The sequence below is a fragment of the Microbacterium sp. A8/3-1 genome (assembly GCF_040267695.1).
In the GTDB taxonomy this organism is placed as follows: domain Bacteria; phylum Actinomycetota; class Actinomycetes; order Actinomycetales; family Microbacteriaceae; genus Microbacterium; species Microbacterium luteolum.
Map to the genome: position 1 here is coordinate 1,708,507 of NZ_CP158357.1, position 24,560 is coordinate 1,733,066.

Below are 24,560 nucleotides of genomic sequence, written 5' to 3' on the forward strand. Positions count from 1 at the left end.
AAAGATGAGGTCATGGATGCTTCCGGAACGGCGCGACGCCGCCTCCCTGCGGGCAGGAAAGCCGACCTCGCCAGCTATGTCGAGCAGACGGGGCAGGTGACGGTGAGCGATCTCGCCGAGCACTTCGGCGTCTCGATCGACACGATCCGCCGCGACCTCGATCAGCTCGACCGAGAGGGTGTGCTCGTCCGCACGCACGGCGGCGCGGTCAGCTCCGCGAGCGGCCCCCTGAAGGACCGCGCGCTCGACGTGCGCATGCGGGTGCAGACGGAGGAGAAGGAGCGGATCGCGCGCATCGCGGCCGGCCTCGTCGAAGACGGCTCGGTCATCATGCTGAACGCGGGCACGACGACCCTCGCGGTCGCGCGGGCACTGCGCAATCACCACGACCTGACGATCGCCACGAACAACCTCCGCATCCCCGGGGAGCTCTCGCCGTCCGCCTTCCGGGATCTGTACGTGTTCGGCGGAGCTGTGCGATCGATCACCCAGGCCACGACGGGACCCGTGACGTTCACGATGACGCCGGGAGGACCGGAGGTCGACATCCGCTGCGACCTCGCTCTCATCGCGGTCGGCGCCATCGACGAGGCCGGATACTCGACCTCGAACCTCGGCGATGCCGCGATGATGTCCGAGATGATCCAGCGCGCGGAGCGCACAGCGATCCTCGCCGACTCCACGAAGCTCGGCCGCAGGTTCTTCGCGCAGATCGCACTGCTGGACCGCGCCGACTACCTGATCACCGACGCGCCCCCACCCGCGCGCATCGCCGCCGCCCTCGCGCAGGCGGACGTGCAGGTGCTCACCCCCTGACGTCAGAAGTTCCGCGCATCTGAGCCGCCCGCGCAACAGCAGAGGCCGTCGGGGTCTCCCCCGACGGCCTCCGCCCTGTCATCCTGCGTGCAGGATCACCACCATCCGGTGAGGAGATCCCACAGCCAGTCGAGGATGTCCTGGATCGCGCCGCCGATGCCGCCGGCCCGGTTGACCGTGACGGTGGCCGTCGCCTCGTCACCGTCCGCCTGCGACACGGCGACCGTGTACTTCCCGGGCTGCGTCTTCTTCGGAACCGTCACCGAGGCGGTGAACGAGCCGTCGTCGCCGACCTGGATCGTGCCGACGTCGATCGGCTGCCCCTTCTTCGGACGCAGCTCCACGGTCACGGTCTCGCCGGGCTGATATCCCTCGCCGGTGATGGTGAGCTTCTTGCCCGCCGCCACCTTGGAGGAGCCCAGCTCGATCGTCCCGGCGAACTCCTCTTCGCCGGCGATCGTGAACGGCACCTGCACGGTCGTCCCGGTGCTCGCGACGGCGACGGTGAGCTGCTGCTCACCGAAGACGCCGGACGGCACCGTGAACGTCAGGCTCGCCCGCCCGACCTCGTCCGTGGTGTCGACGATGGCCGGGTCGATCGCTCCGGCCGCGAGCTGCGTGCCGCCCATCGAGAGCGTCACCTCACCCGGAGCCGGTTCACCCGCGCTGAACGCGAGCGAGGAGAGCGATACGGTCACCTGGTCGCCGGCGCTGTAGCCATCGGCATCCGCCGGGCTGACCGCGACGCCGACCGCACGCTGGGCGTAGTCGGGGCTCGCGGCCTTGTTCGCGTCGAACCAGTCGACCATGGACTGCAGATCGATCTTGCCCGTGTCGCGCTTGCCCGTCCCCTGCTTGAAGGTGGAGAAGTTGTCTCCACCGGCGGCGAGGAACGAGTTCGCGGCGACCGTGTACTCCGCTGCGGGGTCGATCGGCGTGCCGTCGAGCGTGATCGACGTGACCCGCGAACCCTGCGCCCCGGCGGGGTCGTAGGTGTACACCAGCCCCTTCGAGACGCCGAGCTTCAGGAACGGCCGTGCCGAGCCCGCGGGCTGCCACTGCTCCTCCAGCACGCCCTTCAGCTGCGCACCGGTGAGGGTCAGCGTCACCAGCGTGTTCGCGAACGGCTGGACCGTCGCCGCCTCGCGGTACGTGACGTTGCCGTCGGGATCGGATGCTCCGGCCGAGGCGTACGCGAGGTTCGCCCGGATCCCGCCCGGGTTCATCAGCGCGATGTCCGCGTCGGTGGACCACTTCTGCACGTCGGCGACGAAGTTGCCGATGGTGGACTCGCCACCGCGGTTCTCCGAGCCGGCCGTCTGACGCGCGCGGTTGAAGTCGGCGGTGATGTCTCCGACCTTGATCGCGCCCAGCACGTCGGCCTCGGCCTTCGCCTTGGCGACGATGTCGGCGACCTCGGGGACGGCCGGGTACAGCGGCGCGCCCGCAGCCGTGAGGGGCTTGATCTCGTTGGTGATCGAGATCAGGTCTTTCGTCTTCGGGTCCACCTGGATGTTCATCAGGCCCAGGTTCTCGCCGTACTGACCTGCCGAGACGACCGGGCGGCCGTCGATGACGTGGTTGTACGCGAGGTGCGTGTGCGCGGAGACGATGGCATTCACGTCGTCGTCGACGCCGTAGACGATCTCACCGAGCGGCGATTCCGGGGTGATGGCCCCGACGTCGACGCTCTCCGCGCCCTCGTGGACGAGGAGGATGACGACATCCGCCTCGCCGTTGGACTCATCGCCGTCGCGCAGGTCGTCGGCCACCGCGTTGACGGAGTCGACGATGCTGCGCACCTCGAGGTCCGCGATGCCCTCAGGCGAGACGAGCGAGTCGAGGTCTTCGGTGACGGCGCCGACGAAGCCGACCTTGACGCCGTCGAGCTCCTTGACCCACGCCGGTGCGAGCGCGGGCTCGCCGGTCTCCGTGACGAAGACGTTCGATGAGATGTACTCCCAGTCCGCGCGGTCCTGCACGCGATCGCGCAGATCCTCCCAGCCCTGGTCGAACTCGTGGTTGCCCGCGGCGCTGACATCGAGACCGGCCGCGTTGAGGGCGTCGATCGTCGGGTTGTCGTCGTTGATGAACGAGGTGAACGTCGACGCACCGATCAGGTCGCCGGCTCCGGCGAAGATCGTGTTCGGGTTCGCCTCGCGGAACTGCTTGACCGCGCCCGCCAGGACGGCCGCGCCCGCGGCAGCGCCGTCGGCCTCGATCCGCCCGTGGAAGTCGTTGACCGTGACGACGTCGATGCTCACCGGCGGGAGCTCCGAGGAGACGCCGACGATGATCGGGTCGTGGTCGCTGGACCGGTAGGGCGTGCCCTCCTCGGTGGCGCCGAACGCGTAGCCGCGGTCGCTCCACTCCGGCGAGTTGATACCCCAGACGCCGGCGCCCGTGATGGACGCGGCGAGCGACGGCGACGCGATCACGTGGTCGAGCGAGCCGAGCTCGCCGTCGAACGTGTACGTGTACTGACCGGCGGCCTTGTCGGCGACCAGGTCGCTCCAGCCGTTCGAGGTGAAGACGTCGATCGGGTCTTCCTTGCCGTACGCGTTGAAGTCGCCGATCAGCAGCATGTCGCCGCTGCCGGTGGTCTCCTCGAGCTCGGCGGTGAACGCCAGGATCGCGTTCGCCTGCGCGACGCGGTCGGCGTTGAAGAAGCCCTGGCCGTCGGCCGGCTCCGCTCCCGCGCCCTGCGGCGGCGACTTCGACTTCAGGTGGTTGGCGACCACGGTGACGACCCGGCCGTCGATGTCGAACGCCTGGGCGATCGGCTCGCGCGCGTTGCCCCAGACGGTCTCATCGGTGACGGTCGCGCTGTCGCCGACGGTGGAGACGGCGTCCTTCTTGTAGATGATCGCGTTGGTGATGTAGTCGGTGGTGGCCGCATCGTTCAGCGCGTCGGGGGTGGGCACGTAGTCCCACACCTCGCTGCCGGCGTCCGCGTTGAGGCCGTCGACCAGATCCGCCAGCGCCGAGTCGATCGGCTCGCCCAGCTTGACCGAGTTCTCGATCTCCATGAGCGAGACGATCTCGGCATCCAGGCCGTTGATCGCCGAGACGATCTTCGACTTCTGGATCGCGAACTCCTCGGCCGTCTCCGCTCCCCGGGCGTCGGGGTTCTCGGAGGCCAGCGTCGTGAAGTAGTTGTAGACGTTGAACGACGCGACCTGCACGTCTCCACCGACCTCGGGGGCAGACTCGGTGCGCGGGTTCGTCGCCGTGAAGCCGACCTTGAGGTCTTCGGGAGAGGCGTCGTCGATCGGCACGACGGGCTGCAGCCGCCAGTCGTCGAAGCCCCACTGGAGGACGTAGCCGTTGTCGCCGAAGTCGACGGTGTCGCCGTTGCGGACCACCGCGTCCTTCGTGAAGTACGGCTGAGCACCGGGGTGGCCGTTGTTCGTCACCTGGATGGACCAGCCGTCGTCGAGCAGGAGGCGATTGGCGCGATTGGCCGCGGCGATGGCCGCCGCCGCGTCTCCGGGCCGCGTGGTCTCGGTGCTCTTGACGTTGAGGTCTGCCCCGGCGTTGAGCCAGAGCGTTCCGAAGTTGAACAGCTGGTGGCTGGATGCGAGGCGGTATGTGCCCTCCGGAGCCACGTACATGTTCTCGTACTGCTCCCGGTCGGCGCCGCGCACGGTGTCGGGAAGCGGCGTGACGGCGGGCACTCCGGCGCCTGCCGCGAGCACGGCGATGTCGGTCACCGCGCCGGGGTTCAGCTGCGTCTGGCCGAAGTACTCGCCGACCGAGCCCGTCACCGAGACGAGGTCGCCGATCGCGAGGGTCGGGGCCAGCGCGTTGAGGAAGACGAAGACGCCGTCGGATGCGCCGGGCGTCGCGTCGTCCGCGCCGCCGGAGCCCTGCGTCTGGATGACGATGCCCTTGTAGCCGCCGGTGCGGTAGTCGGCGGTGACGACGCCCTCGACCGTGACGGTCTGGCCGCTGAGCGGCGAGACGTCGGCGGTGCCCTGCACCTCGGCGATCGAGACCGTGGTCGGATCGGGATCAGGATCGGGGTCCGGATCCGGGTCGGGGTCGGTGCCGCCGGTGCCCTGCGGGGTGATGGTGGCGGAGAGCGTGAAGTCGACGCTGTTGTCGTCGGTGTCTGCGCCGCTCGTGCGGTTCAGCGACTTGACGTCGGTGTTGCCCGCCGGCGGAGTCGCCACGGCGGTCTCGAACGTGTTGGAGGTGCCGTAGCCGAGCAGGTCGATCACGCCGTCGACGCCGACGACCGAGCCAGGGGTGAGGGTGACGGCGGCCGTGCCCTCGACGAGCGCGAGTGTGCCGGTGGTGCCGCTCGGCGTGAGGGTGCTGACCGCATCCGGAGCGGGAAGGTCTGCGCCGTTCGCACCGTTGCTGTTGCCCTGCACCAGGTAGTAACCGCCGGCGGGGATCACGCCGGTGAGCGGTGCCACGCCGTTCGAGGCGCCGGTTCCGGTCGCCGACCGGTACTGCAGCGACTTGCCGTCGAGGGTGATCGGCTCGGAGGTCGGATTGTAGAGCTCGACGAACTTGTTCTTGAAAGCCGCCCCTGCGCTGCCGCCGGAGAGGTACGCCTCATTGATCACCACCCCCGTCCCTGCCGGATCGGCGAAGGCGGGCACGGCGGTCAGCGAGCCGAAGCCCAGCGCTGCCACACAGGTCAGGGCGAGAGCGCCGACGCGCCCCCTGTTTCTACGGTGAGCGACGGGAGCCATGCGGTTCCCGTCCTCTGGAGCGGACATCATCGGTGCGGTCTCCTCGGTCGGTGGTGCGACATCTCTCATGAATCTGTCACGGCGCGCACCGGGGTCTCCCAGCCCGCACACATGTTGCGAGCATACGGAGCGCTCCGGACATCCTCAATGGAGTTCTCCGATTCGTCACCGACCGCTCACCGGATGGCCGCGACGACCCCCGACGAAGGTCCATATGCCGGCATTCCCGCGCACATGTGCGCATCCGACTCCGCGCAGATGCGCGACGTGATCAGGCCGTTTCCACGCCTCGTGCGTCTTCGAACTCCTCGACCTCGCGCTCCCAGGCATCCTTCGCCAGGCGGTACCAGAGGTAGAACGCGAAGCCCGCGAAGATCGCCCACTCGACGGCGTAGAAGATGTTCAGCCAGTTGATCGGCGACTGCTCCTCGGGTGCGGGAGAGGAGATGTCCACGAGTCCGGCGGTCGCCGTGGTCGAGGCGAGGAACGGGCGGTACACGTCGAGCTCCTCGGTGTCGTGCCAGCGGCTGAGAAGCGCCGCCGTCGACATCCGATCCATCCGATCGGGGTCCGTGCGCGGTGGGACGGACGGCCCCTCGTCGGAGATGATCCGGCCGCCGATCTCCACCTGGGAGCCGTCGACCTCGGCGTCGAGCCGTTCGATAGCGGCATCCGCCGTCTCGCGATCCGGCGCCCAGCCGATCGCGACCGCGATCGACGTGCGGTCGGCGACCCGCAGCTGGCCGGTGACCCAGTAGCCCTCGACATCGTCGTTGAAGCGACTCGACACGACGAGGAAGTCCCCCTCGACCCACTCTCCCGAGATCTCGACCTTCTGCCCGACCAGCGGCTCGGGAAGGTACTGCCCTGGTTCGACGACGTCGGTGAGCGGCCGCACCTGCTCGGTCGCCCCCGCCGGGGGCGGATCCGTCTCGATCGCGCGCTCGAGCTGCCACTGCCCGAGCCACGCGAAAACGCCGGCGACGACGAGGCACAGCAGCAGCATCCCGATCCAGCGTCCCCGCAGCATGACCTCGCGAAGGGTCGGCGGGAACGGCGCAGGAGTCGACACGGTGACGAGCGGGTCCTCAGGCCTCGTACGGCGCGAGCACGACCTCGACCCGCTGGAACTCCTTGAGGTCGGAGTATCCGGTGGTCGCCATGGACTTGCGCAGGGCGCCGATGAGGTTCGCGGTGCCGTCGGCGACGGGGGCGGGACCGTAGAGGATCTCCTCGAGGGTGCCGATGCCGCCGACCTCGACGCGGCGTCCGCGCGGCAGCTTCGAGTGGTGAGCCTCCGGACCCCAGTGGAATCCGCGGCCGGGAGCGTCGGTGGCGCGGGCGAGCGCGACGCCGAGCATGACGGCATCCGCCCCCATGGCCAGCGCCTTGACGATATCGCCCGACGTGCCGACGCCGCCGTCGGCGATGACGTGCACGTAGCGGCCTCCGGACTCGTCGAGGTAGTCACGACGCGCAGCGGCGACGTCCGAGACCGCGGTGGCCATCGGCGCGTGGATACCGAGCGTCGCGCGGGTCGTGGATGCCGCTCCGCCGCCGAAGCCGACCAGCACGCCGGCAGCGCCGGTGCGCATGAGGTGCAGTGCCGCGGTGTAGGTGGCGGCGCCGCCGACGATGACCGGGACGTCGAGGTCGTAGATGAACTTCTTGAGGTTCAGGGGCTCGTCGACGCTGGACACGTGCTCGGCGGACACCGTGGTGCCGCGGATGACGAAGAGGTCGACCCCGGCAGCGGCCACGGTGTCGTAGTGCTCCTGCGTGCGCTGCGGCGTGAGGGATCCGGCGACGGTGACGCCGGCTTCACGGATCTCGGCGAGGCGGCGGGTGATGAGCTCGGGCTTGATCGGCTCGGAGTACAGCTGCTGCATGCGCACGGTCGCTTCGCCGTCATCGAGCCCGGCGATCTCCGTGAGCAGCGGCTGGGGGTCTTCGTATCGCGTCCACAGCCCCTCGAGGTCGAGCACGCCGAGGCCGCCGAGCTGCCCGAGCATGATCGCGGTCTGCGGGCTCACGACGGAGTCCATCGGCGCTCCGAGCACCGGGATGTCGAACCCGAACGCGTCGATCGTCCATGCGGTCGAGACATCCTCGGGGTTGCGCGTGCGGCGCGACGGCACCACCGCGATGTCATCGAACGTGTACGCGCGGCGTGCGCGCTTTCCTCGGCCGAGCTCGATCTCCATGGTCACCCGTCCAGCCTACCCGGCGCTCGACGAAGCCTGCGGCTGTGAGGCGGGAGCGGTCGCCGGCGCTGACCGGGTCGAGGGGTCAGAGAGTGCCGCCTTCGGCTGCGACGCACGGCGTTTCCTGACCCCTCGCACTCGGCTCACCTCGCGCGTGCGACCCGTTTCTCGTCCCAGACCGGCGCGTCGGACTCGTAGACGTCGCCGTCCGAGCCGAACACCAGGAACCGGTCGAACGACCGCGCGAACCAGCGGTCGTGCGTGACCGCGAGCACCGTCCCCTCGAAACGCGCGAGCGCGTCTTCGAGAGCCTCGGCCGACTCCAGGTCGAGGTTGTCCGTTGGCTCGTCGAGCAGCAGGAGCGTCGCGCCGGACAGCTCCAGCAGCAGCACCTGGAGCCGCGCCTGCTGTCCGCCGGACAGGGAGTCGAACGTCTGCTGCGCCTGCCGGACGAGCCCGTACCGGTCGAGCGCGGAGCTGGCGGCATCCCGCGGCATCCCCGCGCGGCGGTCGTCTCCGCGGTGCAGGATCTCCAGCAGCGTGCGCCCGACGAACTCCGGGTGCGCGTGCGTCTGCGCGAAGAGGCCCGGCACGACCCTGGCGCCGAGCGTCGCCGTGCCCGTGTGCGGCACCTCGCTCAACTGCTCTCCGGTGGACGTGACATGGCCGAGCGTGGCATCCGGATCGCTGCCGCCGCGTGCCAGCAGCCGCAGGAAGTGCGACTTCCCCGACCCGTTCGAGCCGAGCACCGCGACGCGATCGCCGTACCAGACCTCGGCATCGAAGGGCCTCATCAGCCCGGTGAGCTCGAGGGCGGAGGCCACCACGGCGCGCTTGCCCGTACGAGAACCGCGCAGACGCATGTCGAAGTCCTGCGCCGGGGGCCGCTCCTCCGGCGGACCGGCCTCCTCGAACTTGCGGAGCCGCGTCTGGGCGGCCTGATACCGCGACGCGAAGCCGTCGTTCGCCGAGGCCTTGACCTTGAGGTTTGCGACCAGGGTCAGCAGCTTCTCGTGCTGCTCGTCCCAGCGCCGCCGGAGCTCGTCGAGACGATCCATCCGGTCGGTGCGCGCCTGCTGATAGGTCGCGAAGCCGCCGCCGTGCACCCACGCGGTCGAGCCGGCGCCTCCCGGCTCGAGAGTGATGAGACGGTCCGCGGCGCGAGCCAGGAGCTCTCGATCGTGCGACACGAGGAGCACGGTCTTGGGCGTCTGCCGCAGCTGTCCCTCGAGCCAGCGCTTGGTGGGCACGTCGAGGTAGTTGTCCGGCTCGTCGAGCAGCAGCACCTCATCGGGACCGCGTAGCAGCGCCTCCAGCGCCAGCCTCTTCTGCTCGCCGCCGGAGAGCGTCGTGAGCTCCCGGAAGCGCGCTCGCTCGAACGGCACGCCGAGCGCGGCGACCGTGCACTGATCCCACACGGTCTCGTGCTCGTAGCCGCCGGCATCCGCGTACTCCGCGATCGCCGACGCGTACGCCATCTGCGTGTCGTGCTCGTCGCGCTCGATCAGGGCGTTCTCCGCCGCCTCGAGCCCCTGCGCCGCCGCGCGGATCCGCTGGGGTGCGACGCTCACGAGAAGGTCGTGCACGGTCTGCCCCTGGCGTCCGTGTCCGACGAACTGGTCCATGACGCCGAGCCCGCCGTCGATCGTGACGACTCCGTCGTCGGCCGGCTGGTCCCCGCGGATGATGCGCAGCAGCGTGGTCTTGCCTGCGCCGTTCGGTCCGATCAGCGCGCTGGTGGATCCTGCGCCGACCCTGAATGTCGCCTCGTCGAGAAGCGGTCTGCCGTCGGGGAGCGTCAGAGACACTCCGGAGACATCGATGTAGCCCACTGTTCGTGGCCGTCCTTCCGCCCGCGAACAGCGAGCCGACCAGGCTATCAGTCCGCGACGCCGTCGGCGGAATCGGGATCAGGGTCGGAGCTGGATGATCCGGTCCGACCGACCCCACGCGCGATCCGCCGTGAGCACCGGCGCATCGAGGCGTCGCGCGAGCGCGAGGCAGAGCCGATCCCCGAGCGGCAGTCCGCTGCCGCGCTTCCACATCGCGGCAGCCGCTTCGGCGTCGGCGTATGAGACGGGCTCGATCGTCAGGTCGTAGCTGCGCAGCAGACCGGATGCCACGCCCCAGTCCGCACCGGCGGCGCGCACCTTCTGGGCCACCTCCGCCCAATTCGCCGCACCGACGACCGCTTCGTCCAGAACACCTTCGACCTGATCGGCACCCGGCTCCCCCTGCAGGAAAGCGAGGACCGCCGAGGCGTCGAGGACCGTCACGCGGCGTCGTCCTCCGAGGCCGCTGCCGCCCGGCGATCGGCGAGAAGCGATTCGACGAGGTCGGATCCGTCGAGCTGCGACCGTACCAGCGCCTTGGCCTGATCGCGCGTCACGAGGACCACTCCCCCGCTCGTCTCGATCATCAGCAGCCGGGAACCCTGGTCCCAATGCTGTCGAGCACGGAGCTCGGCGGGGATGACCAGGCGTCCGCGATCACCCATCGGTGCGACGAATGTGGTATCCATGGCCTCACCGTACCACTGGCAGACTGATGATGGTACGAGGAGAGCGATCAGACGAGGGCGCTCGACGTCGGCACGGTGCCGGCGAACAGATCGAGCACCGGGCAGTGCGCGTCGACGACCTGGCGGAGGTTCTCATACTGCTCGGGGCTGTCGGGGCCGGAGATGCCGACCTTCACCCGGATGTCGTGGAATCCGGCACGGCCCGACTCGTCGATGCCGAAGAGCTTCCGCACGTCGAGGTCTCCCTCGGCCGTGATCTCGATCTCGTCGATCGTGAGGCCGAGCGCCTGGGCGTAGAGCCGGTACACGACCACCTGGCATGACACCAGGGCACCCAGCGCGTACTCGACGGGGCTCGCGGCCACGTCGTCCCCCGCGAGCGCGCTCGGCTCGTCCACGATGAAGCGGTGCTTGCCGGCACGGATCTCCGTCGCGACCGAGCCGATGCCTCGTCCGCTCACCCGGTAGGTCAGCTGAGCGCTGCCCGCATCCGCGGCGATGCGCTCGTTCCACGCCGCCCCCGCATCGTTCAGGCGCTGTGCACGCTCGGCGGGTGTGACGTCGGAGACGGCGCTGATCTGGTCCTGGAGAAGAGTCATGCGGGAAACGTAGCCGGGCCATGAGGCACCCGCACCCTCGGCGTCACGGTCGTTCACGGGCCGTCATCCGCCGTCATGGAAGACGGATGACGGCGACGACCTCAGTCCGCGCGACTGAGCGTCTGCAGCACCTCGGTCCGCGGCGCCGCCGGCAGGACGAAGCGGAACTCCGTGCCCACGCCCTCCTCGCTGGTGACGTCCATCGTCCCGCCGTGGGCGAGCACGATGGCACGCGTGATGGTGAGGCCGAGCCCCACACCGGGCACCGCGTTCCTCGTGGCCGTCGATGCCCGGAAGAACCGGGTGAACAGCATCCCCTGCTCGTCCTCCGGGATGCCGACACCCGTGTCGCTCACCGACAGCTCCACGCCGCCGTCGACGCGCCGGACCGCGGCGGTGACGCGCCCTTCTCGGGGCGTGAACTTGATCGCGTTGGAGAGCAGGTTGTCCAGTGCCTGCCCGATCCGGCCCGCGTCGACGAGGAGGCGGATCGGCTCGGGGGCGAGTTCCGCGGAGATCTCGATGCCCTCGCGCTGCGCGTGCGGCCCTGCGGAGACCACGGCGGCGCGGACGAGAGCGCCGATGTCGACCTCCTCGCGGTCCAGGGGGAACCGACCCGATTCGACCTGCGCCGTGAAGAGCAGGTCGCCGACGAGGTTGAGCAGCCGCTGGGCGTTGCGCTCGATGATGTCGACGAACTCCCGCTGATCCTCGGTGAGCGGCTGTCCCGGATCGTTCTGGAGCAGATCGAGGAAACCGATGATGGCGCTGAGCGGCGTCCGGAGCTCGTGCGAGATCATCCCGACGAACTCGTCCTTCATGCGCGCGACCTCGACGGCCTTGCTCTCGTCGGTCACCACCAGCAGATACCCCTGCTGGGTACCGGCGCCGTCGCGGTAGGGATTCACGGTCACGCGGGCCGGAACCGACGTCCCCGCGGCCGTCACGATGTCGACGTCGTCCTCGACGTTCTGCTCGTCGTCGTCGGCGCCGGCGAACAGCGCCCGCAGCCCCGGCGGCAGTTCGGAGCCGGTGTCGACGCGTTGCTCGTTCGTGCAGTCGCCAGCGAGCGCCGTCAACGACGACTCCGCGAAGAAGCGATCGATGCGCACACCGCTCATCGCCTCGGCGGAGGTGAGGCCGAACAGCCGCTCGGCGCCGGGGTTCCAGGCGGTGATCGTGCCCTCGCGGTCGGTCGCGATCACGGCCTGGGCGGTGATCGACGACCACAGACCCTCGTACGACTCCACGAGGGAGCGGTACTGATGCTCCTTCTCGCGCAGCTGCACGATCATCTTGACGTTGTCGGCGAGCGCGGCCGTGCGCTCCCCGACCAGTTCTTCCGCCTGCTCGGCGCGCACGCGCTGCTGCCGGGAGAGCTCGTTGATCACCGCGGCGACCGCGGCGAAGACCAGCGGCCCGATGACGCCCCGCAGCCAGTCCACCGCGCTGTGCGGCGGATCGGCGAAATAGGGCATGAGCAGAGCGAGAGAGGTCAGACCGCCGACGACGAAGACGTAGCGGATGCCGGGCGCCGCGGCGATCCAGATGACCGGGAGCAGCACGAGCGAGGAGAAGAGCGAACTCGCCCCGCCGGTGCCGGTGCGGAACAGGCCGAGCCCCACGATGTCGATCAGCGGGACGAGCAGGACGATCCAGCCGTCGTACACTCGACGAGCACTCAGCACCGCCGCATGGACCGTCGCCGCCAGCACGAGGCCGACGCCGAGCACCACCGCGATGAAGTGCGTGACGGGAAGATCCGGTATCCACCAGGTCAGCAGGACGGCGGCGACCGTGGCGATGAAGGTCGGGGTCTGCTTCACGAGCGGGCTCGGGTTGTCGAAGACCTGGTACCACCGGTTCTCCGCGCGGTCGAGCGGCGTCGCCCTCATCGCGTCACCCGATCCACGATCGCGCGCAGGTCGGCTCCGGTGATCGGCTTGGGCAGCGCCGCATCCGCCGGCGGATAGTCCGCGGCGTCGAGGACCGAGCTGATCACGAGGAAGCACTCCGGGAAGCGCTCCTGGACGCGGCGCGCGCACTCCTGGCCGGAGATCCCCGGAAGCAGGAGGTCGATCACCGCCAGGACCGGATCGATCTCGTCGAAGGCGGCGATCGCCGATTCGGCATCGAGTGCGATGAACGCATCGAATCCCTCACGGTCGAGGTAGCGGCGCAGGAGGGCTGCCTGGTCGACGGCGTCCTCGACGACGAGGGCCAGCGGCCGCCCGCTCATCGGAGGAGCAGCTCTCGCACGACGACGATCACGGCGACGACGGCGAGCGAGAGGAGCGCCTGCGGGATGAGCCGGCGCTCCCGGCGTTCATCCGCGGCGATCTCTTCCACCTCGGAGCCCTGCGGCGGCGCATCGGTCATGAGACGACCCGTCCGATCTTCTCGGTCTTTATCCACGAGGCGTCGGCACGACGCCACTCCTTGATGTACGAATCCACGGTGATCGCGCACAGCAGCGAGCCGTAACCGCAGATGTAGATCAGCAGCCCTGCGAGGAAGCGTCCGCCGGGAAGAGGCTCCACCGCGCGGGCGAGCCAGACGCCGAGCATCGAGATCGGCCCCCAGAGGTAGAAGATCACGGCCCACGCGAAGCGACTGTCATCGGTCAGGGCGAGGCCGACCTGCGCGAGAGCGTCCTCGAAGAGCCAGGGGAACAGCGCGAACGCCATGAGGATCAGCGCGCCGAGCCCGGGGAACATGACGGCCTCACGCCACGACTGCCTGCCGATGCGTGGATCCAGCTGCACGGCGTAGAGCATCGAGAAGAGGTAGACGCACGCCGCGAAGATCCACATGAAGCGGAACACGAACGCCGCGATGTCGCTGTGCAGGATGAGGAGCGTCAGCAGCGCCCCTGCCGCCAGCAGCATGAAGGCGGGGAGGAGCAGGATCGTGAACCAGGCCAGCCCGAAGACGAAGCTCCCGAGATTGTGCGTGCGGCTGGGTCGGAACCAGAGCTTCCGGTAGATCGAGGTCAGCTGCACGTTGCCGCGGGCCCAGCGCAGCCGCTGCTTCCAGAGACCGTCGACCGAACGAGGCTCCTCCGCGAGCACGACGGCGTGCGGCTCGAACACCATCCGCCGCCCCTTCAGCTGCCCCTCGAACGTCGTCATCGTGTCCTCCGCGAGCGTGCCCGTCGGAATGCGCCCGCCGATGGCCTCGAGGTTCGCTCGGGAGTGCAGCTGCGCACCGCCGGCGAGACAGGCGATCGCGCCGTCGACGTTCTGCGCTCGTCGCGCGGCGAGCTGACTGATCACGTACTCGATCGCGATGAAGCGCGTGAGGTAGTTCCGGTCGCGGCTGCCCTCGGCGATGTACGCGGTGACGGCGCCGACCTTCTCGTCGTCCAGGTGACGGCTGAGCTTGCGCAGCGAGTCCCGGGCGAAGATGACGTCGGCGTCCATGATGAGCACAGCCTCGGTCCAGGCGTCCGCGAGGACGACGTCGAGCCCGTGGTTGAGGGTGTGCGCCTTGCCCTCGCCGCCCTTGTCGCGACGCAGGTGCACGACGCGACCGGGGTACGCCGCCGCCATGGCCCTGACGATCTCGGGGGTGTCGTCGGTCGAGGCGTCGTCGACGACGAAGATCCGCAGGCGCTCCGCGGGGTACTCGAGCTGCAGCAGCCGTTCGATCGCCGGCCCGATGACGAGCCCCTCGTTCCAGGCCGGGATCACGACCGCGATGTTCGGGTGGTAGGGCGCCGCCTTCGCGTAGTGGTTGCGGAACGCGTGCAGAGGCAGTGTGAGGAACTGCAGCGCGGTGTTGATCACGGGCAGCGTGCCGACGAGGACGCACAGCAGCAGGAACACGACGAGCGCCGTCTCGGGCCAGGTGAGCTCCGCCATCAGGCGTCGCCCTCCGCGTCGAGGAGCTCGAGCACCCGCGAGTAGCGGCCGACGTCCGTGGCGACGTGGCTGTCGGTGGAGGCGACGATCTGCGCCCCCGCCCGGCGCAGCGCGGCGAGCGAGCGGATGCCGGGGCAGCCCCACTTCTCGTTCACCTCGACGAGCGTGTCGGTCTCGGCGGCAGCCCGCGCCCAGGCGGCGATGCGCTCGTCACCGAGGTCGTCCTCGGACAGGCCGATCTTCGGGAGGATCGAGAAGCAGTGGGCGAGCTGGTTCCCCGGATGCCGGCGCATCGAGGAGATCAGGGCGCCGACGAGCTCATCCAGGACGTCGTCGGCCGCCCAGCCGTCCGCGATCCGCTCGCGCACCGCGGTCGGGCCGAGGGGACCGTCGAGGCCGGGGAACTGGTGGTCGGCGATGAGGATGCGGTCGATGCCCTCGGGAAGCGCCGGGATGTCGAGCGCGCCCGATGCGTCGAGGATCTTCGCCTCCACACCCGTGAGCACCTCGAGACCGTCGGGCACGGTGAGGGCCCGGACGGCGGCGAGGTACTCCGGCACCCAGGTGGTGTTCTGCCGCACGTGATCCACGAGGCGCACGGTGCTCAGCCCCGCAGCCGCGGCCGCGGCGACGTTCTCCGCGAGCGTCGACACCGCATCATCGGAGAACGTCGAGTGGACGTGGTGATCCCCGCGCAGAGCGGGGTGGCTCACAGCTCCTCCTGGTGGCCCGCATGGGCCGACACGAGCAGATCCTCGACCTCGACGATCACATCCTCCAGGAAGCGCACCGAGGCGACCTCACGGAACGGGACCCGTGCCGGGAGCTCGATGCCGAGGAACAGATCCGCGACCAGCGAGGGGATGTCGACCCCCGCGGCGATCGTCAGCGGGAGCGCTCCGGGGAAGCGCGGGTTGACCTCGAGCAGGACCGCGCGACCGGTGCGGTCCCGGCGCAGCTGCACGTTGGCGACACCGACGAGGCCGATCGCCCTGGCGATGGCTGCGGCGGTCTCCTCGAGCTCGGGGTCGCGGACCGTCTGCCCGGCGATGGCCACGCCAGAGTCGACCCTGGCGCGCGTCCGCGGCACAGCGGCGACGACGTTCCCCGCAGCATCCGCGATGACGTCGACCGAGTACTCCTCACCCGGCAGGTAGTCCTGCACGATGAGTCCCTCGTCGGTCGGCAGCGCCTCCAGCGCCGCCCGGTCGGGCACCAGGCGGATGCCGCGACTGCCGGCGCCCTGGCGCGGCTTCGCGAAGACCGGGAACTCCCAGTCGATCTCCTCGGCGCCCGGCCCCGCGAGGACCGTGCGCGGCGTGCGATCCGTCGCCGCGCAGCGCTCGGCGAGGGCCAGTTTGTCGAGCGCAGTGTTCAGGGTGTCGGCCGACGGGGCCGCGAGCACGGCCGGTGCCAGCTCGTCCCGACGATCGGCCAGCGCGATGAGCTCGACGTCGACCGTCGAGATGACGAGATCGAGCGCATCCTCCGCGACCATCCGTGCGATCGCGGGGACGAAGTCGTCGTCCCGGCCGGGCGGGACGAGACGGCGCTGCGCCGGCGGGACCAGGTAGATGCCGCTCGCCCAGCCGTCCATGTCGGCGGCGAACACGGTCAGGTCGGAGCGGCGGAGGAGCGAACGGATGACGGCCACGCCGGCCGGACCTCCCGCACCCGTCACCAGCACGCGCTTCGTCATCAGCTCTCTCTTCTCGTGAGTTCGTGAGCGCCGACGAACTCCGCCGTCTCGCGCACCACCTCGAGCGGCTCCACGGCCTTGCCGCCGCCGAATCGCGACCAGTAGCGGGCCGTGGCGGTCACGAATTCGGGCTCGAGGTAGTCGCGGTTGGCGGTCTGCGATTGGAAGCGCTCGAGGAGGCGGAGCTTCTGATCCAGGTACTGGTCGATGCGCACGAACCGCGTCGGGCGGAAGTCGATCGTCGCCGACGGGCTCTGGTAGCACGCCACGGTGCCGACCCGTCGGGTGGCGACGATGGTCGCCTCGCTCACGGCACGATGGTCCTGGTGCCGGTCGTGGCCGGAGTGCGTATAGACGATGGTCGGCTGGATCTCCTGCACGACCTCCTCGATGAGGCGCACCGTGGCTCCGCCACCGGAGATCTCGGTGTCCACCAGATCCTTGACGAAGAGCCGGGCGCCCAGCATGTCGGCCGCTGCGAGGGACTCGCCCTGCCTGCTTTCGGCGTCGCCACCGCGGGCACCGCGAGAGAGCGTGAGGATCGTGATCGCATCCCCGGCGTGCGCGTGAGCCGCGAGCAGCCCGCCGACGCCGATCTCGACGTCATCCGGGTGCGCGCCGATGGCCAGCACGATCTCCTTGGGCCGGCCCTCCTCGCGGCGGCGGCGGCCTTCGGCGGCGAGCCGCGTGACGACCTCGATCAGGCGCGCGTTGTCGAGCGGCTTGGTGAGGAACTCGTCGGCCTGCGCGCGCAGCGCGGACACCGCGTACTCCACGGAGACGTGCGCGGTCATCACGACCACGGGGACGTTCGGACTCGTGCGCCGCAGCTCCGCGAGCAGCTCCAACCCGCTCAGCCCCGGCATCTCGATGTCCGTCACGACGACATCGGGACGCACCTCCGTCATCCGCTCGATCGCGACGCGGCCGTCTTCCGCGATGTCGACGATGCAGCCGCCTCTGCGCTCGAGGACCGTCTTCACGAGCAGGGCGACGTCGGGGTCGTCATCGACGACGAGGACGCGCGGAGCTTCGTCAACCATAAAAGCGGCTCTCCTTGGGGAGGTTCCCTGTCGATGCGAGGATCGACGTCGCGGTCTCGGTGCCCTACCACCGGGTCCGCGGGGAAAGTCGAGCGGGGTACGTCGAGTCTTGCACAGGCGCCACCGCCGACCGCGCAGCAGCGGATCGCGGTGCGGCGCGCTCGGGTGTCACCCGGCCCTGGCTGCGCGCTTCTCCTGTTGATAGACCCGGATGGCCTCGTAGCGCTCGGCCGAACGGGCCTGTCGCTTGGCCGCCTCCTCCGCCCGGTTCTTCGGCGGAGCCGAGGTCACGAGGTCGTCGAGCAGATGGCGGGCCGCCTGGGCGATCTCGGCCACAGCGCGATCGAAGACGGCCTGATTCGCGCGGGAGGGCGCATTCGCTCCGGAGATCTTGCGGACGAACTGCAGTGCGGCGTCGTGGCACTCCTCGTCGGTCGCGGCGGGCTGGAGGTTGTTCAACGGGACGATGTTGCGACACATACCGGCACGCTACGCCGGGCCGACGACGGACGGAAGAGGTCGATCCGGTGGACGGCATGGTGCGAGCGGGGTGCTGCTCGCTACGCTCTGGCTACGAGAACCGGCGACGGCCGATCCGCCGTCTCCCTGGAACAGGAGAGAACATGACGATTCCCCAGCCCCCTGAGTCCCCGCAGAATCCCCCCGCCTGGAACGGCGCGCCGGCCGCGGACCCGGCCGCCGCTTACGGCCAGCCCGCCCCGAACTATTCCGCTCCCCCGGTCTCCCCTCCGGGCCGCGTCCTGTCGATCATCGGCCTCGTACTGGCCTTCGTCGCGGCGCCGATCGGCCTGATCCTCAGCATCGTCGCGGCCGTCAAGCTCGGCAAGGCCGGCGCGCCCAAGGGCCTCGCCATCGCCGGCATCATCGTCGGCGCAGTGATCACGCTCCTCTGGATCATCGGCATCATCCTGTTCGTGAGCGTGTTCGCCGGCATCATCGGGACGTGCGCGGAACTCGGCCCTGGCGTGTGGACCGTCGACGGCGTCACCTACACCTGCAGCTGATCTCCCCGGGAACGACGAAAGGGACCGGATGCCGCGCGGCATCCGGTCCCTTTTCCGTCGAGGCTCTTACTTCTTGTAGTTCGGGGCCTCGACGACGATCTGCACGTCATGCGGGTGCGACTCCTTGAGCCCGGCCGACGTGATGCGCACGAACTTGCCGCGGGTCTTGAGCTCCTCGATCGTGCGCGCGCCGACGTAGAACATCGACTGACGCAGGCCGCCGACGAGCTGGTACGCGACGGCGGCGAGCGGGCCGCGGTACGGGACCTGGCCTTCGATGCCCTCGGGGATGAGCTTGTCGTCGCTCGGGACGTCGGCCTGGAAGTAGCGGTCCTTCGAGTACGAGGTCTGCTTGCCGCGGGTCTGCATCGCGCCGAGGGACCCCATGCCGCGGTACTGCTTGAACTGCTTTCCGGACTGGAAGACGATCTCGCCCGGCGACTCGTCGGTGCCGGCCAGCAGCGACCCGAGCATCACGGCGTCAGCGCCGGCGACGAGCGCCTTGGCGATGTCGCCGGAGTACTGCAGGCCGCCGTCGGCGATCACCGGGACGCCGGCGGGGCGTGCGGCGAGCGAAGCCTCGTACACGGCAGTGACCTGCGGAACACCGACGCCGGCGACGACGCGGGTGGTGCAGATGGATCCGGGACCGACGCCGACCTTGACGGCGTCGACGCCTGCATCCACGAGCGCCTGCGCACCCTCGCGGGTCGCGACGTTGCCGCCGATGATGTCGATGTGCGCGAACGACTCGTCGGCCTTGAGGCGGCGCACGATGTCGATGACGCCCTGCGACTGGCCGTTGGCCGTGTCGACGACGAGCACGTCGACGCCCGCGTCGCGCAGCGCCTCCGCCCGCTCCCAGGCATCGCCGAAGAAGCCGATCGCGGCGCCGACGCGCAGCCGGCCCTGGTCGTCCTTGGTGGCGAGCGGGTACTTCTCGCTCTTGTCGAAGTCCTTGATGGTGATGAGGCCGGCGAGCGTGCCGTCCTCGTCGATGAGGGGGAGCTTCTCGACGCGGTGCTTCGCGAACAGCGCGATGACCTCGCCGGCGGCCACACCCACGGGGGCGGTGACGAGGTTCTCGCTCGTCATGACGTCCTTCACGAACGTGGTCTGCCGCTCGAAACCCGAGACGAAGCGCATGTCGCGGTTGGTGATGATGCCGACGAGCTTGCCGTCGTCGTCGATGACCGGGAGGCCGGAGATGCGGTACTTGGCGCAGAGCGCGTCGACCTCTTCGACCGTGGCATCCGCCGTCGTCGTGATCGGGTCGGTGATCATGCCGGACTCGCTGCGCTTGACGCGGTCGACGTGAGCGGCCTGATCGGCGATGGACAGGTTGCGGTGCAGGATGCCGATGCCCCCCTCACGCGCCATCGCGATCGCCATGCGTGACTCGGTGACCGTGTCCATCGCGCTCGACAGCAGCGGGGTGGCGACCGAGATGCGGCGCGTGATGCGCGACGACGTGTCAGCCTCGCTGGGGATGACGTCGGTGTGCCCCGGCAGGAGCAGCACATCGTCGTACGTCAGTCCGACGAAGCCGAAGGGATCGTGCTGGTCCATGGAAGCTCCTCCTGCGCGAGTCGCGCGAATCCGAGTGCGAGTGGGGTGGTCGACGCCGGCCGGTGCGGGGAAACCCGTATGAAGATTCTAAGCGAGACCAGGCCGTGAACATTCCCGGAGGCGACCATCATTCGCGCGGGATGCCGCCGGTGTAGGTGAATCGCAAAACGCGCACTACGCTCAAGTGCGTCGTCCATCCCCGCGGTTCACACCCGATGCCGCGGAGAAAGCACTCACAGTGGAGGTTGCGTGGGACCCACATCAATCGCCGTGCAGCGAAAGCGACCCTGGGTGGTCGCTTTCCTCGGCATTCTCATGGCGCTGACCGCGTTCCTGGTCCTGCCTCCGTCCTCCGCCTCGGCGGAGACCTCCGACGACGAGCAGGAGGTGACGGACTTCTACTTCGCCGGGGTCATCACCTTCGATGATGAACCCGTCGAGGGTGTCGTCATGGAGATCGAGGGCAACGGATTCAAGGGCGAGACCGAGACCGACGCCGACGGCAAGTGGCGGCTGTACGTGCCCGAGAAGGACAAGTACACCCTCACCGTCGACGAGAAGACCCTGCCGGACGGGGTGATCGTCGACGCGAGTCTGCTGCCGGAAGGCACGCAGCCGATCGCGGGCACCACGGCCTCGTTCGAGGTCGAGTTCGGCCTCACCGGCACCAAGATCATGAACCTGTTCCTCGGCGAGGGGCAGCGGATCACGGTGTCGTTCATCGATCAGCTGCTCTCGCGTCTCGTCGGCGGCCTGAACTTCGGGCTCCTGCTGGCGCTCGCATCGATGGGCGCTGCACTGATCTACGGCACCACGCGGCTGTCGAACTTCGCCCACGCCGAGATGGTCACCTGGGGCGGTCTCGTCGCTCTGGTGACGACCACCTTCTGGCATCTTCCGCTGTGGGCCGGCATCGTCGCCGCCGTGGTCGGGGGCGGTCTCTTCGGCTGGGCCCTGGATGCCGGGATCTGGCGTCCGCTGCGGCGACGCGGACTCGGCGTCGTGCAGCTCATGATCGTCAGCATCGGGCTCTCGCTCGCTCTGCGCTACGCCTTCCAGTACCTGATCGGCGGCGACACGCGTCAGCTTCCCGGCGCCAGCCCGGCACCGATCCAGTTCGGTCCGATCTCGCTGTCGTACATCGACATGATCGGCATGGGGGTGAGCATCGTCGTGATCCTCGGCGTCGCCTTCTTCCTGACGCGCACCCGCATCGGCAAGGCCACGAGGGCCATCTCCGACAACCCGCAGCTGGCTGCCGCATCCGGCATCGACGTCGACAAGGTCGTCCGCTACGTCTGGATCCTCTCCGGCACGCTGGCGGCGATCTCCGGCATCCTGTGGGCGTACTTCCGCCCCGGCGTGAAGTGGGACATGGGCGCGCAGATGCTGCTGCTCATCTTCGCAGCGATCACGCTGGGCGGCCTCGGCACCGCGTTCGGTGCTCTCGTCGGCTCGCTCATCGTCGGCATCGCGGTCGAGGTCTCGACGCTCTGGATCCCCTCCGATCTGAAGTATGCGAGCGCCCTGGTCGTGCTCATCGTGATCCTCCTCGTCAGACCCCAGGGACTGCTGGGCCGCAGGGAAAGGTTGGGCTGACCGCCATGGACTTCGGAAGCATCTTCTCCAACACCGCCGTCTACCTGTTCAGCCCGGTCACCCTGGCGTACGCCCTGGCGGCGACGGGTCTCGCGATGCACTTCGGCTTCGCGGGCCTGCTCAACTTCGGTATGGCCGCCTTCATGGCGATCGGCGGCTACGGCTACGCCATCTCGGTGCTGACCTTCGGGCTCCCGTGGTGGATCGGCATGCTGATCGGTCTGCTCGGCGGCGCGCTGTTCGCGGTGCTGCTCGGCATCCCGACTCTGCGTCTGCGGGCCGACTACCTCGCGATCGCGACGATCGCGGCCGGCGAGATCGTGCGCCTGCTGTTCACCACGCAGGTCTTCGACGAGTACACCAACTCCGCCGACGGCCTCGCCCAGTTCAACGGCGGCTTCCGCGACGCGAACCCCTTCCCCGTCGGGACGTACGGGTTCGGGCCGTGGACGTACAGCGCGGACGATCTCTGGAACCGCGTGTTCGGGCTGATCGTGCTCGTCATCGCGATCCTGCTGGTGTGGGCGCTGATGCGCAGCCCGTGGGGCCGCGTGCTCAAGGGCATCCGCGAGGACGAGGACGCCGTGCGCTCGCTCGGCAAGAACGTCTTCGCCTACAAGATGCAGGCGCTCATCGTCGGCGGTGTCATCGGCGCGGCGGGCGGTATCGTTTTCGTCCTCCCCTCTGCCGTCGTCCCCGGCAGCTACACGACCTCGCTGACGTTCTTCCTGTGGACGGTCCTCCTCCTCGGCGGCGCGGCCACCGTGATCGGACCGACGCTCGGAGCGATCCTCTTCTGGGTCGTGTTCGCCTTCATGGCGAACCTGCTGCCGGCGATGGCGAAGTCGGGGATCCTGCCGATGTCCGACAGCCAGGCCTCGACGCTGGTGTTCATCTTCATCGGCGTCGCGCTGATGCTGCTCGTGATCTTCCGCCCCCAGGGCATCCTCGGCGACAAGAGGGAGATGACCTTTGTCAAGTGAACTGACCCCCGAAGCGGTCCCCGAGGGGACTGCGGCCCCGGCCACCGGGAGCATCCGTCGCCCGAAGACCACCGGTCTGACCAAGGGCGAGGTGAAGCCCGGCGTCGCCAAGGTCGATCCGATCCTCATCGCCGACGGCGTGGAGCGGCGCTTCGGCGGACTCACCGCCGTCGACGTCGACCACCTCGAGATCCCGCGCGGCGCGATCACGGCGCTCATCGGCCCGAACGGCGCCGGCAAGACGACGCTGTTCAACCTGCTCTGCGGCTTCGACAAGCCCAACAGCGGCACGTGGTCGTTCGACGGCAAGAACCTCTCCGGCGTACCGTCCTTCAAGGTCGCGCGGATGGGACAGGTCCGCACGTTCCAGCTGACCAAGTCGCTGTCGCTGCTGACGGTGCTCGAGAACATGAAGCTCGGTGCCCCCGGCCAGCGCGGCGAAGGGTTCTGGTCGAGCCTGTTCCCGTTCCTTTGGCGCAAGCAGGACACCGAGATCGAGGGCAAGGCCCGCGACCTCCTGGCGCGGTTCAAGCTCGACGCCAAGGAGCAGGACTTCGCGGCCTCGCTCTCGGGCGGACAGCGCAAGCTGCTCGAGATGGCCAGGGCGCTGATGAGCGACCCCACGCTGGTCATGCTCGACGAGCCGATGGCCGGCGTGAACCCCGCGCTCACGCAGTCGCTGCTCGACCACATCCTCGACCTCAAAGGCCTCGGCATGACCGTGCTGTTCGTCGAGCACGACATGCACATGGTCCGCCACATCGCCGATTGGGTCGTGGTCATGGCCGAAGGACGCGTCGTCGCAGAAGGACCGCCGGACGAGGTCATGGCGGACCCCGCCGTGATCGACGCCTACCTCGGCGCCCACCAGGACGTCGACCTCGGCGCCGTGACCGGCCGCATCCCCGTGATCTCCGATATCGACCCGGTGAGCTTCCGGGAGCAGGTCGAGGCCGAGGTCGAGGCCGAGGAATCCGTCGACGACGCCGAGGAGAAGAAGGCATGACCGACCAGACGCCTGTCCGGAACGAGATCAAGAACGACGACGTCATCGTCGAGCTGAAGGACGTGCACGCGGGCTACCTGCCGGGCGTGAACATCCTCAACGGCGCGAACCTCACAGCCCACAAGGGCGAGCTGATCGGCATCATCGGCCCGAACGGCGCCGGCAAGTCGACGCTGCTGAAGGCGATCTTCGGCATGGTGAACGTGCGCAGCGGCGACGTCACTCTCCACGGTGAGAGCATCGTGGGGCTCAAGGCCGACAAGCTCGTGAAGCGCGGCGTGGCCTTCGTCCCGCAGACCAACAACGTCTTCCCGTCGCTCTCCATCGAGGAGAACCTGCAGATGGGGCTCTACCAGAACCCCAAGATCTACGCCGAGCGACTGGAGTTCGTCAGCAGCATCTTCGCCGAGCTCGGCAAGCGGCTCAAGCAGCGTGCCGGTTCACTCTCGGGCGGTGAGCGGCAGATGGTGGCGATGTCGCGCGCGCTCATGATGGATCCGTCGGTGCTGCTGCTCGACGAGCCGTCCGCCGGCCTCTCCCCCGTGCGCCAGGATGATGCGTTCATCCGCGTCTCCGACATCAACAAGGCCGGCGTCACGACGATCATGGTCGAGCAGAACGCCCGGCGCTGCCTGCAGATCTGCGACCGCGGCTACGTGCTCGACCAGGGCCGGGACGCCTACGAGGGCACCGGTCGCGACCTCCTCAACGACCCGAAGGTGATCGGGCTGTACCTCGGTACCCTCGGCACCGAAGACGCCGCCTGACGCGGAAGAGAAGAGGGGCGGATGCTGCGGCATCCGCCCCTCTTCCGTGCCAGGACGCTTCGACAGGCTCAGCGGCCCAGAGGCTGGGTCCCTGAGCCTGTCGAAGGGCTGAGCCTGTCGGAGGGCTGAGCCTGTCGACGGGCCGAGCGCACGGCGAAGG

22 protein-coding genes are annotated in these 24,560 nt (G+C 69.1%); 6 read left to right on the forward strand and 16 right to left on the reverse strand.

Features of this window, described 5'->3' with window-relative positions; genetic code table 11:
• The first annotated feature begins 12 nt into the window (after positions 1–12).
• Positions 13–816 (forward strand): DeoR/GlpR family DNA-binding transcription regulator, encoded by an 804-nt coding sequence (locus tag ABS642_RS08435; protein ID WP_282214216.1) that lies wholly within the window; start codon positions 13–15, stop codon positions 814–816.
• Between the two features lie 95 nt (positions 817–911).
• Here ABS642_RS08435 and ABS642_RS08440 read toward each other — a convergent pair whose 3' ends face one another.
• From ABS642_RS08440 to ABS642_RS08510, 15 genes are all read right to left on the reverse strand, one after another.
• Complete coding sequence (locus ABS642_RS08440; protein WP_350352969.1) at positions 912–5,462, reverse strand: ExeM/NucH family extracellular endonuclease; 4,551 nt, start codon at positions 5,460–5,462, stop codon at positions 912–914.
• 331 nt (positions 5,463–5,793) lie between these two features.
• Positions 5,794–6,552: an SURF1 family cytochrome oxidase biogenesis protein gene (locus ABS642_RS08445; protein WP_350353415.1), complete on the reverse strand. Its 759-nt coding sequence runs from the start codon at positions 6,550–6,552 to the stop codon at positions 5,794–5,796.
• Positions 6,553–6,610: 58 nt separating this feature from the next.
• Positions 6,611–7,726 carry a GuaB3 family IMP dehydrogenase-related protein gene (locus ABS642_RS08450; protein ID WP_116634586.1) on the reverse strand — a complete coding sequence of 372 codons (1,116 nt, stop codon included), beginning with the start codon at positions 7,724–7,726 and terminating at the stop codon, positions 6,611–6,613.
• 143 nt (positions 7,727–7,869) lie between these two features.
• Complete coding sequence (locus ABS642_RS08455) at positions 7,870–9,558, reverse strand: ATP-binding cassette domain-containing protein (protein WP_350352970.1); 1,689 nt, start codon at positions 9,556–9,558, stop codon at positions 7,870–7,872.
• A 78-nt stretch (positions 9,559–9,636) separates the two neighbouring features.
• Positions 9,637–10,002 (reverse strand): type II toxin-antitoxin system VapC family toxin, encoded by a 366-nt coding sequence (locus tag ABS642_RS08460; RefSeq protein ID WP_350352971.1) that lies wholly within the window; start codon positions 10,000–10,002, stop codon positions 9,637–9,639.
• Entirely contained in the window at positions 9,999–10,247 is a 249-nt protein-coding gene (locus tag ABS642_RS08465) for an AbrB/MazE/SpoVT family DNA-binding domain-containing protein (protein WP_350352972.1), read from the reverse strand. Before ABS642_RS08465 ends, ABS642_RS08460 begins: the two co-directional genes overlap by 4 nt.
• Before the next feature lie 47 nt (positions 10,248–10,294).
• Positions 10,295–10,846, reverse strand: a complete 552-nt coding sequence (locus tag ABS642_RS08470) for an OsmC family protein (protein WP_350352973.1) — start codon at positions 10,844–10,846, stop codon at positions 10,295–10,297.
• A 101-nt stretch (positions 10,847–10,947) separates the two neighbouring features.
• Positions 10,948–12,741, reverse strand: a complete 1,794-nt coding sequence (locus tag ABS642_RS08475) for an ATP-binding protein (RefSeq protein WP_350352974.1) — start codon at positions 12,739–12,741, stop codon at positions 10,948–10,950.
• Entirely contained in the window at positions 12,738–13,085 is a 348-nt protein-coding gene (locus ABS642_RS08480) for a response regulator (protein ID WP_350352975.1), read from the reverse strand. The genes ABS642_RS08475 and ABS642_RS08480 overlap by 4 nt, the downstream gene beginning before the upstream one ends.
• The gene (locus ABS642_RS08485) at positions 13,082–13,225 is read right to left on the reverse strand and encodes a hypothetical protein (RefSeq protein WP_282214224.1); all 144 of its coding nucleotides are present in this window, start codon (positions 13,223–13,225) and stop codon (positions 13,082–13,084) included. The genes ABS642_RS08480 and ABS642_RS08485 overlap by 4 nt, the downstream gene beginning before the upstream one ends.
• The gene (locus ABS642_RS08490) at positions 13,222–14,709 is read right to left on the reverse strand and encodes a glycosyltransferase (protein WP_350352976.1); all 1,488 of its coding nucleotides are present in this window, start codon (positions 14,707–14,709) and stop codon (positions 13,222–13,224) included. The genes ABS642_RS08485 and ABS642_RS08490 overlap by 4 nt, the downstream gene beginning before the upstream one ends.
• Entirely contained in the window at positions 14,709–15,422 is a 714-nt protein-coding gene (locus ABS642_RS08495; RefSeq protein WP_350352977.1) for a PHP domain-containing protein, read from the reverse strand. The genes ABS642_RS08490 and ABS642_RS08495 overlap by 1 nt, the downstream gene beginning before the upstream one ends.
• Positions 15,419–16,408, reverse strand: coding sequence for an ATP-grasp domain-containing protein (locus tag ABS642_RS08500; RefSeq protein WP_282214227.1), 990 nt, complete (start codon positions 16,406–16,408; stop codon positions 15,419–15,421). Before ABS642_RS08500 ends, ABS642_RS08495 begins: the two co-directional genes overlap by 4 nt.
• Positions 16,408–17,451 (reverse strand): response regulator, encoded by a 1,044-nt coding sequence (locus tag ABS642_RS08505; protein WP_282214228.1) that lies wholly within the window; start codon positions 17,449–17,451, stop codon positions 16,408–16,410. The genes ABS642_RS08500 and ABS642_RS08505 overlap by 1 nt, the downstream gene beginning before the upstream one ends.
• A gap of 168 nt (positions 17,452–17,619) precedes the next feature.
• Positions 17,620–17,931, reverse strand: coding sequence for a DUF2277 domain-containing protein (locus ABS642_RS08510; RefSeq protein WP_350352978.1), 312 nt, complete (start codon positions 17,929–17,931; stop codon positions 17,620–17,622).
• A 143-nt stretch (positions 17,932–18,074) separates the two neighbouring features.
• Between ABS642_RS08510 and ABS642_RS08515 the strand changes: the two genes are divergently transcribed.
• Positions 18,075–18,476: a DUF4190 domain-containing protein gene (locus ABS642_RS08515; RefSeq protein ID WP_282214230.1), complete on the forward strand. Its 402-nt coding sequence runs from the start codon at positions 18,075–18,077 to the stop codon at positions 18,474–18,476.
• 66 nt (positions 18,477–18,542) lie between these two features.
• Here ABS642_RS08515 and guaB read toward each other — a convergent pair whose 3' ends face one another.
• Positions 18,543–20,045 carry an IMP dehydrogenase gene (guaB, locus tag ABS642_RS08520; protein ID WP_282214231.1) on the reverse strand — a complete coding sequence of 501 codons (1,503 nt, stop codon included), beginning with the start codon at positions 20,043–20,045 and terminating at the stop codon, positions 18,543–18,545.
• A gap of 291 nt (positions 20,046–20,336) precedes the next feature.
• On the opposite strand from guaB, the gene ABS642_RS08525 reads away from it, so the two are divergent.
• The 4 genes from ABS642_RS08525 to ABS642_RS08540 are packed head-to-tail and all read left to right on the forward strand — an operon-like array spanning position 20,337 to position 24,400.
• Positions 20,337–21,644 (forward strand): branched-chain amino acid ABC transporter permease, encoded by a 1,308-nt coding sequence (locus tag ABS642_RS08525; protein ID WP_350353416.1) that lies wholly within the window; start codon positions 20,337–20,339, stop codon positions 21,642–21,644.
• Between the two features lie 5 nt (positions 21,645–21,649).
• Positions 21,650–22,627, forward strand: a complete 978-nt coding sequence (locus ABS642_RS08530) for a branched-chain amino acid ABC transporter permease (protein ID WP_282214232.1) — start codon at positions 21,650–21,652, stop codon at positions 22,625–22,627.
• Positions 22,628–22,679: 52 nt separating this feature from the next.
• Complete coding sequence (locus tag ABS642_RS08535; RefSeq protein WP_282217519.1) at positions 22,680–23,633, forward strand: ABC transporter ATP-binding protein; 954 nt, start codon at positions 22,680–22,682, stop codon at positions 23,631–23,633.
• Positions 23,630–24,400 carry an ABC transporter ATP-binding protein gene (locus ABS642_RS08540; RefSeq protein ID WP_282214233.1) on the forward strand — a complete coding sequence of 257 codons (771 nt, stop codon included), beginning with the start codon at positions 23,630–23,632 and terminating at the stop codon, positions 24,398–24,400. The genes ABS642_RS08535 and ABS642_RS08540 overlap by 4 nt, the downstream gene beginning before the upstream one ends.
• Positions 24,401–24,560 lie beyond the last annotated feature (160 nt).

What these genes read in the sequence shown, in the direction of transcription:
- ABS642_RS08530 (WP_282214232.1), top strand. Translation starts at nt 21,650, where the DNA reads ATGGACTTCGGAAGCATCTTCTCCAACACCGCCGTCTACCTGTTCAGC.
- guaB (WP_282214231.1), bottom strand. Translation starts at nt 20,045, where the DNA reads ATGGACCAGCACGATCCCTTCGGCTTCGTCGGACTGACGTACGACGAT.
- ABS642_RS08540 (WP_282214233.1), top strand. Translation starts at nt 23,630, where the DNA reads ATGACCGACCAGACGCCTGTCCGGAACGAGATCAAGAACGACGACGTC.
- ABS642_RS08510 (WP_350352978.1), bottom strand. Translation starts at nt 17,931, where the DNA reads ATGTGTCGCAACATCGTCCCGTTGAACAACCTCCAGCCCGCCGCGACC.
- ABS642_RS08465 (WP_350352972.1), bottom strand. Translation starts at nt 10,247, where the DNA reads ATGGATACCACATTCGTCGCACCGATGGGTGATCGCGGACGCCTGGTC.
- ABS642_RS08485 (WP_282214224.1), bottom strand. Translation starts at nt 13,225, where the DNA reads ATGACCGATGCGCCGCCGCAGGGCTCCGAGGTGGAAGAGATCGCCGCG.
- ABS642_RS08490 (WP_350352976.1), bottom strand. Translation starts at nt 14,709, where the DNA reads ATGGCGGAGCTCACCTGGCCCGAGACGGCGCTCGTCGTGTTCCTGCTG.
- ABS642_RS08475 (WP_350352974.1), bottom strand. Translation starts at nt 12,741, where the DNA reads ATGAGGGCGACGCCGCTCGACCGCGCGGAGAACCGGTGGTACCAGGTC.
- ABS642_RS08445 (WP_350353415.1), bottom strand. Translation starts at nt 6,552, where the DNA reads ATGCTGCGGGGACGCTGGATCGGGATGCTGCTGCTGTGCCTCGTCGTC.
- ABS642_RS08505 (WP_282214228.1), bottom strand. Translation starts at nt 17,451, where the DNA reads ATGGTTGACGAAGCTCCGCGCGTCCTCGTCGTCGATGACGACCCCGAC.
- ABS642_RS08500 (WP_282214227.1), bottom strand. Translation starts at nt 16,408, where the DNA reads ATGACGAAGCGCGTGCTGGTGACGGGTGCGGGAGGTCCGGCCGGCGTG.
- ABS642_RS08450 (WP_116634586.1), bottom strand. Translation starts at nt 7,726, where the DNA reads ATGGAGATCGAGCTCGGCCGAGGAAAGCGCGCACGCCGCGCGTACACG.
- ABS642_RS08470 (WP_350352973.1), bottom strand. Translation starts at nt 10,846, where the DNA reads ATGACTCTTCTCCAGGACCAGATCAGCGCCGTCTCCGACGTCACACCC.
- ABS642_RS08515 (WP_282214230.1), top strand. Translation starts at nt 18,075, where the DNA reads ATGACGATTCCCCAGCCCCCTGAGTCCCCGCAGAATCCCCCCGCCTGG.
- ABS642_RS08435 (WP_282214216.1), top strand. Translation starts at nt 13, where the DNA reads ATGGATGCTTCCGGAACGGCGCGACGCCGCCTCCCTGCGGGCAGGAAA.
- ABS642_RS08480 (WP_350352975.1), bottom strand. Translation starts at nt 13,085, where the DNA reads ATGAGCGGGCGGCCGCTGGCCCTCGTCGTCGAGGACGCCGTCGACCAG.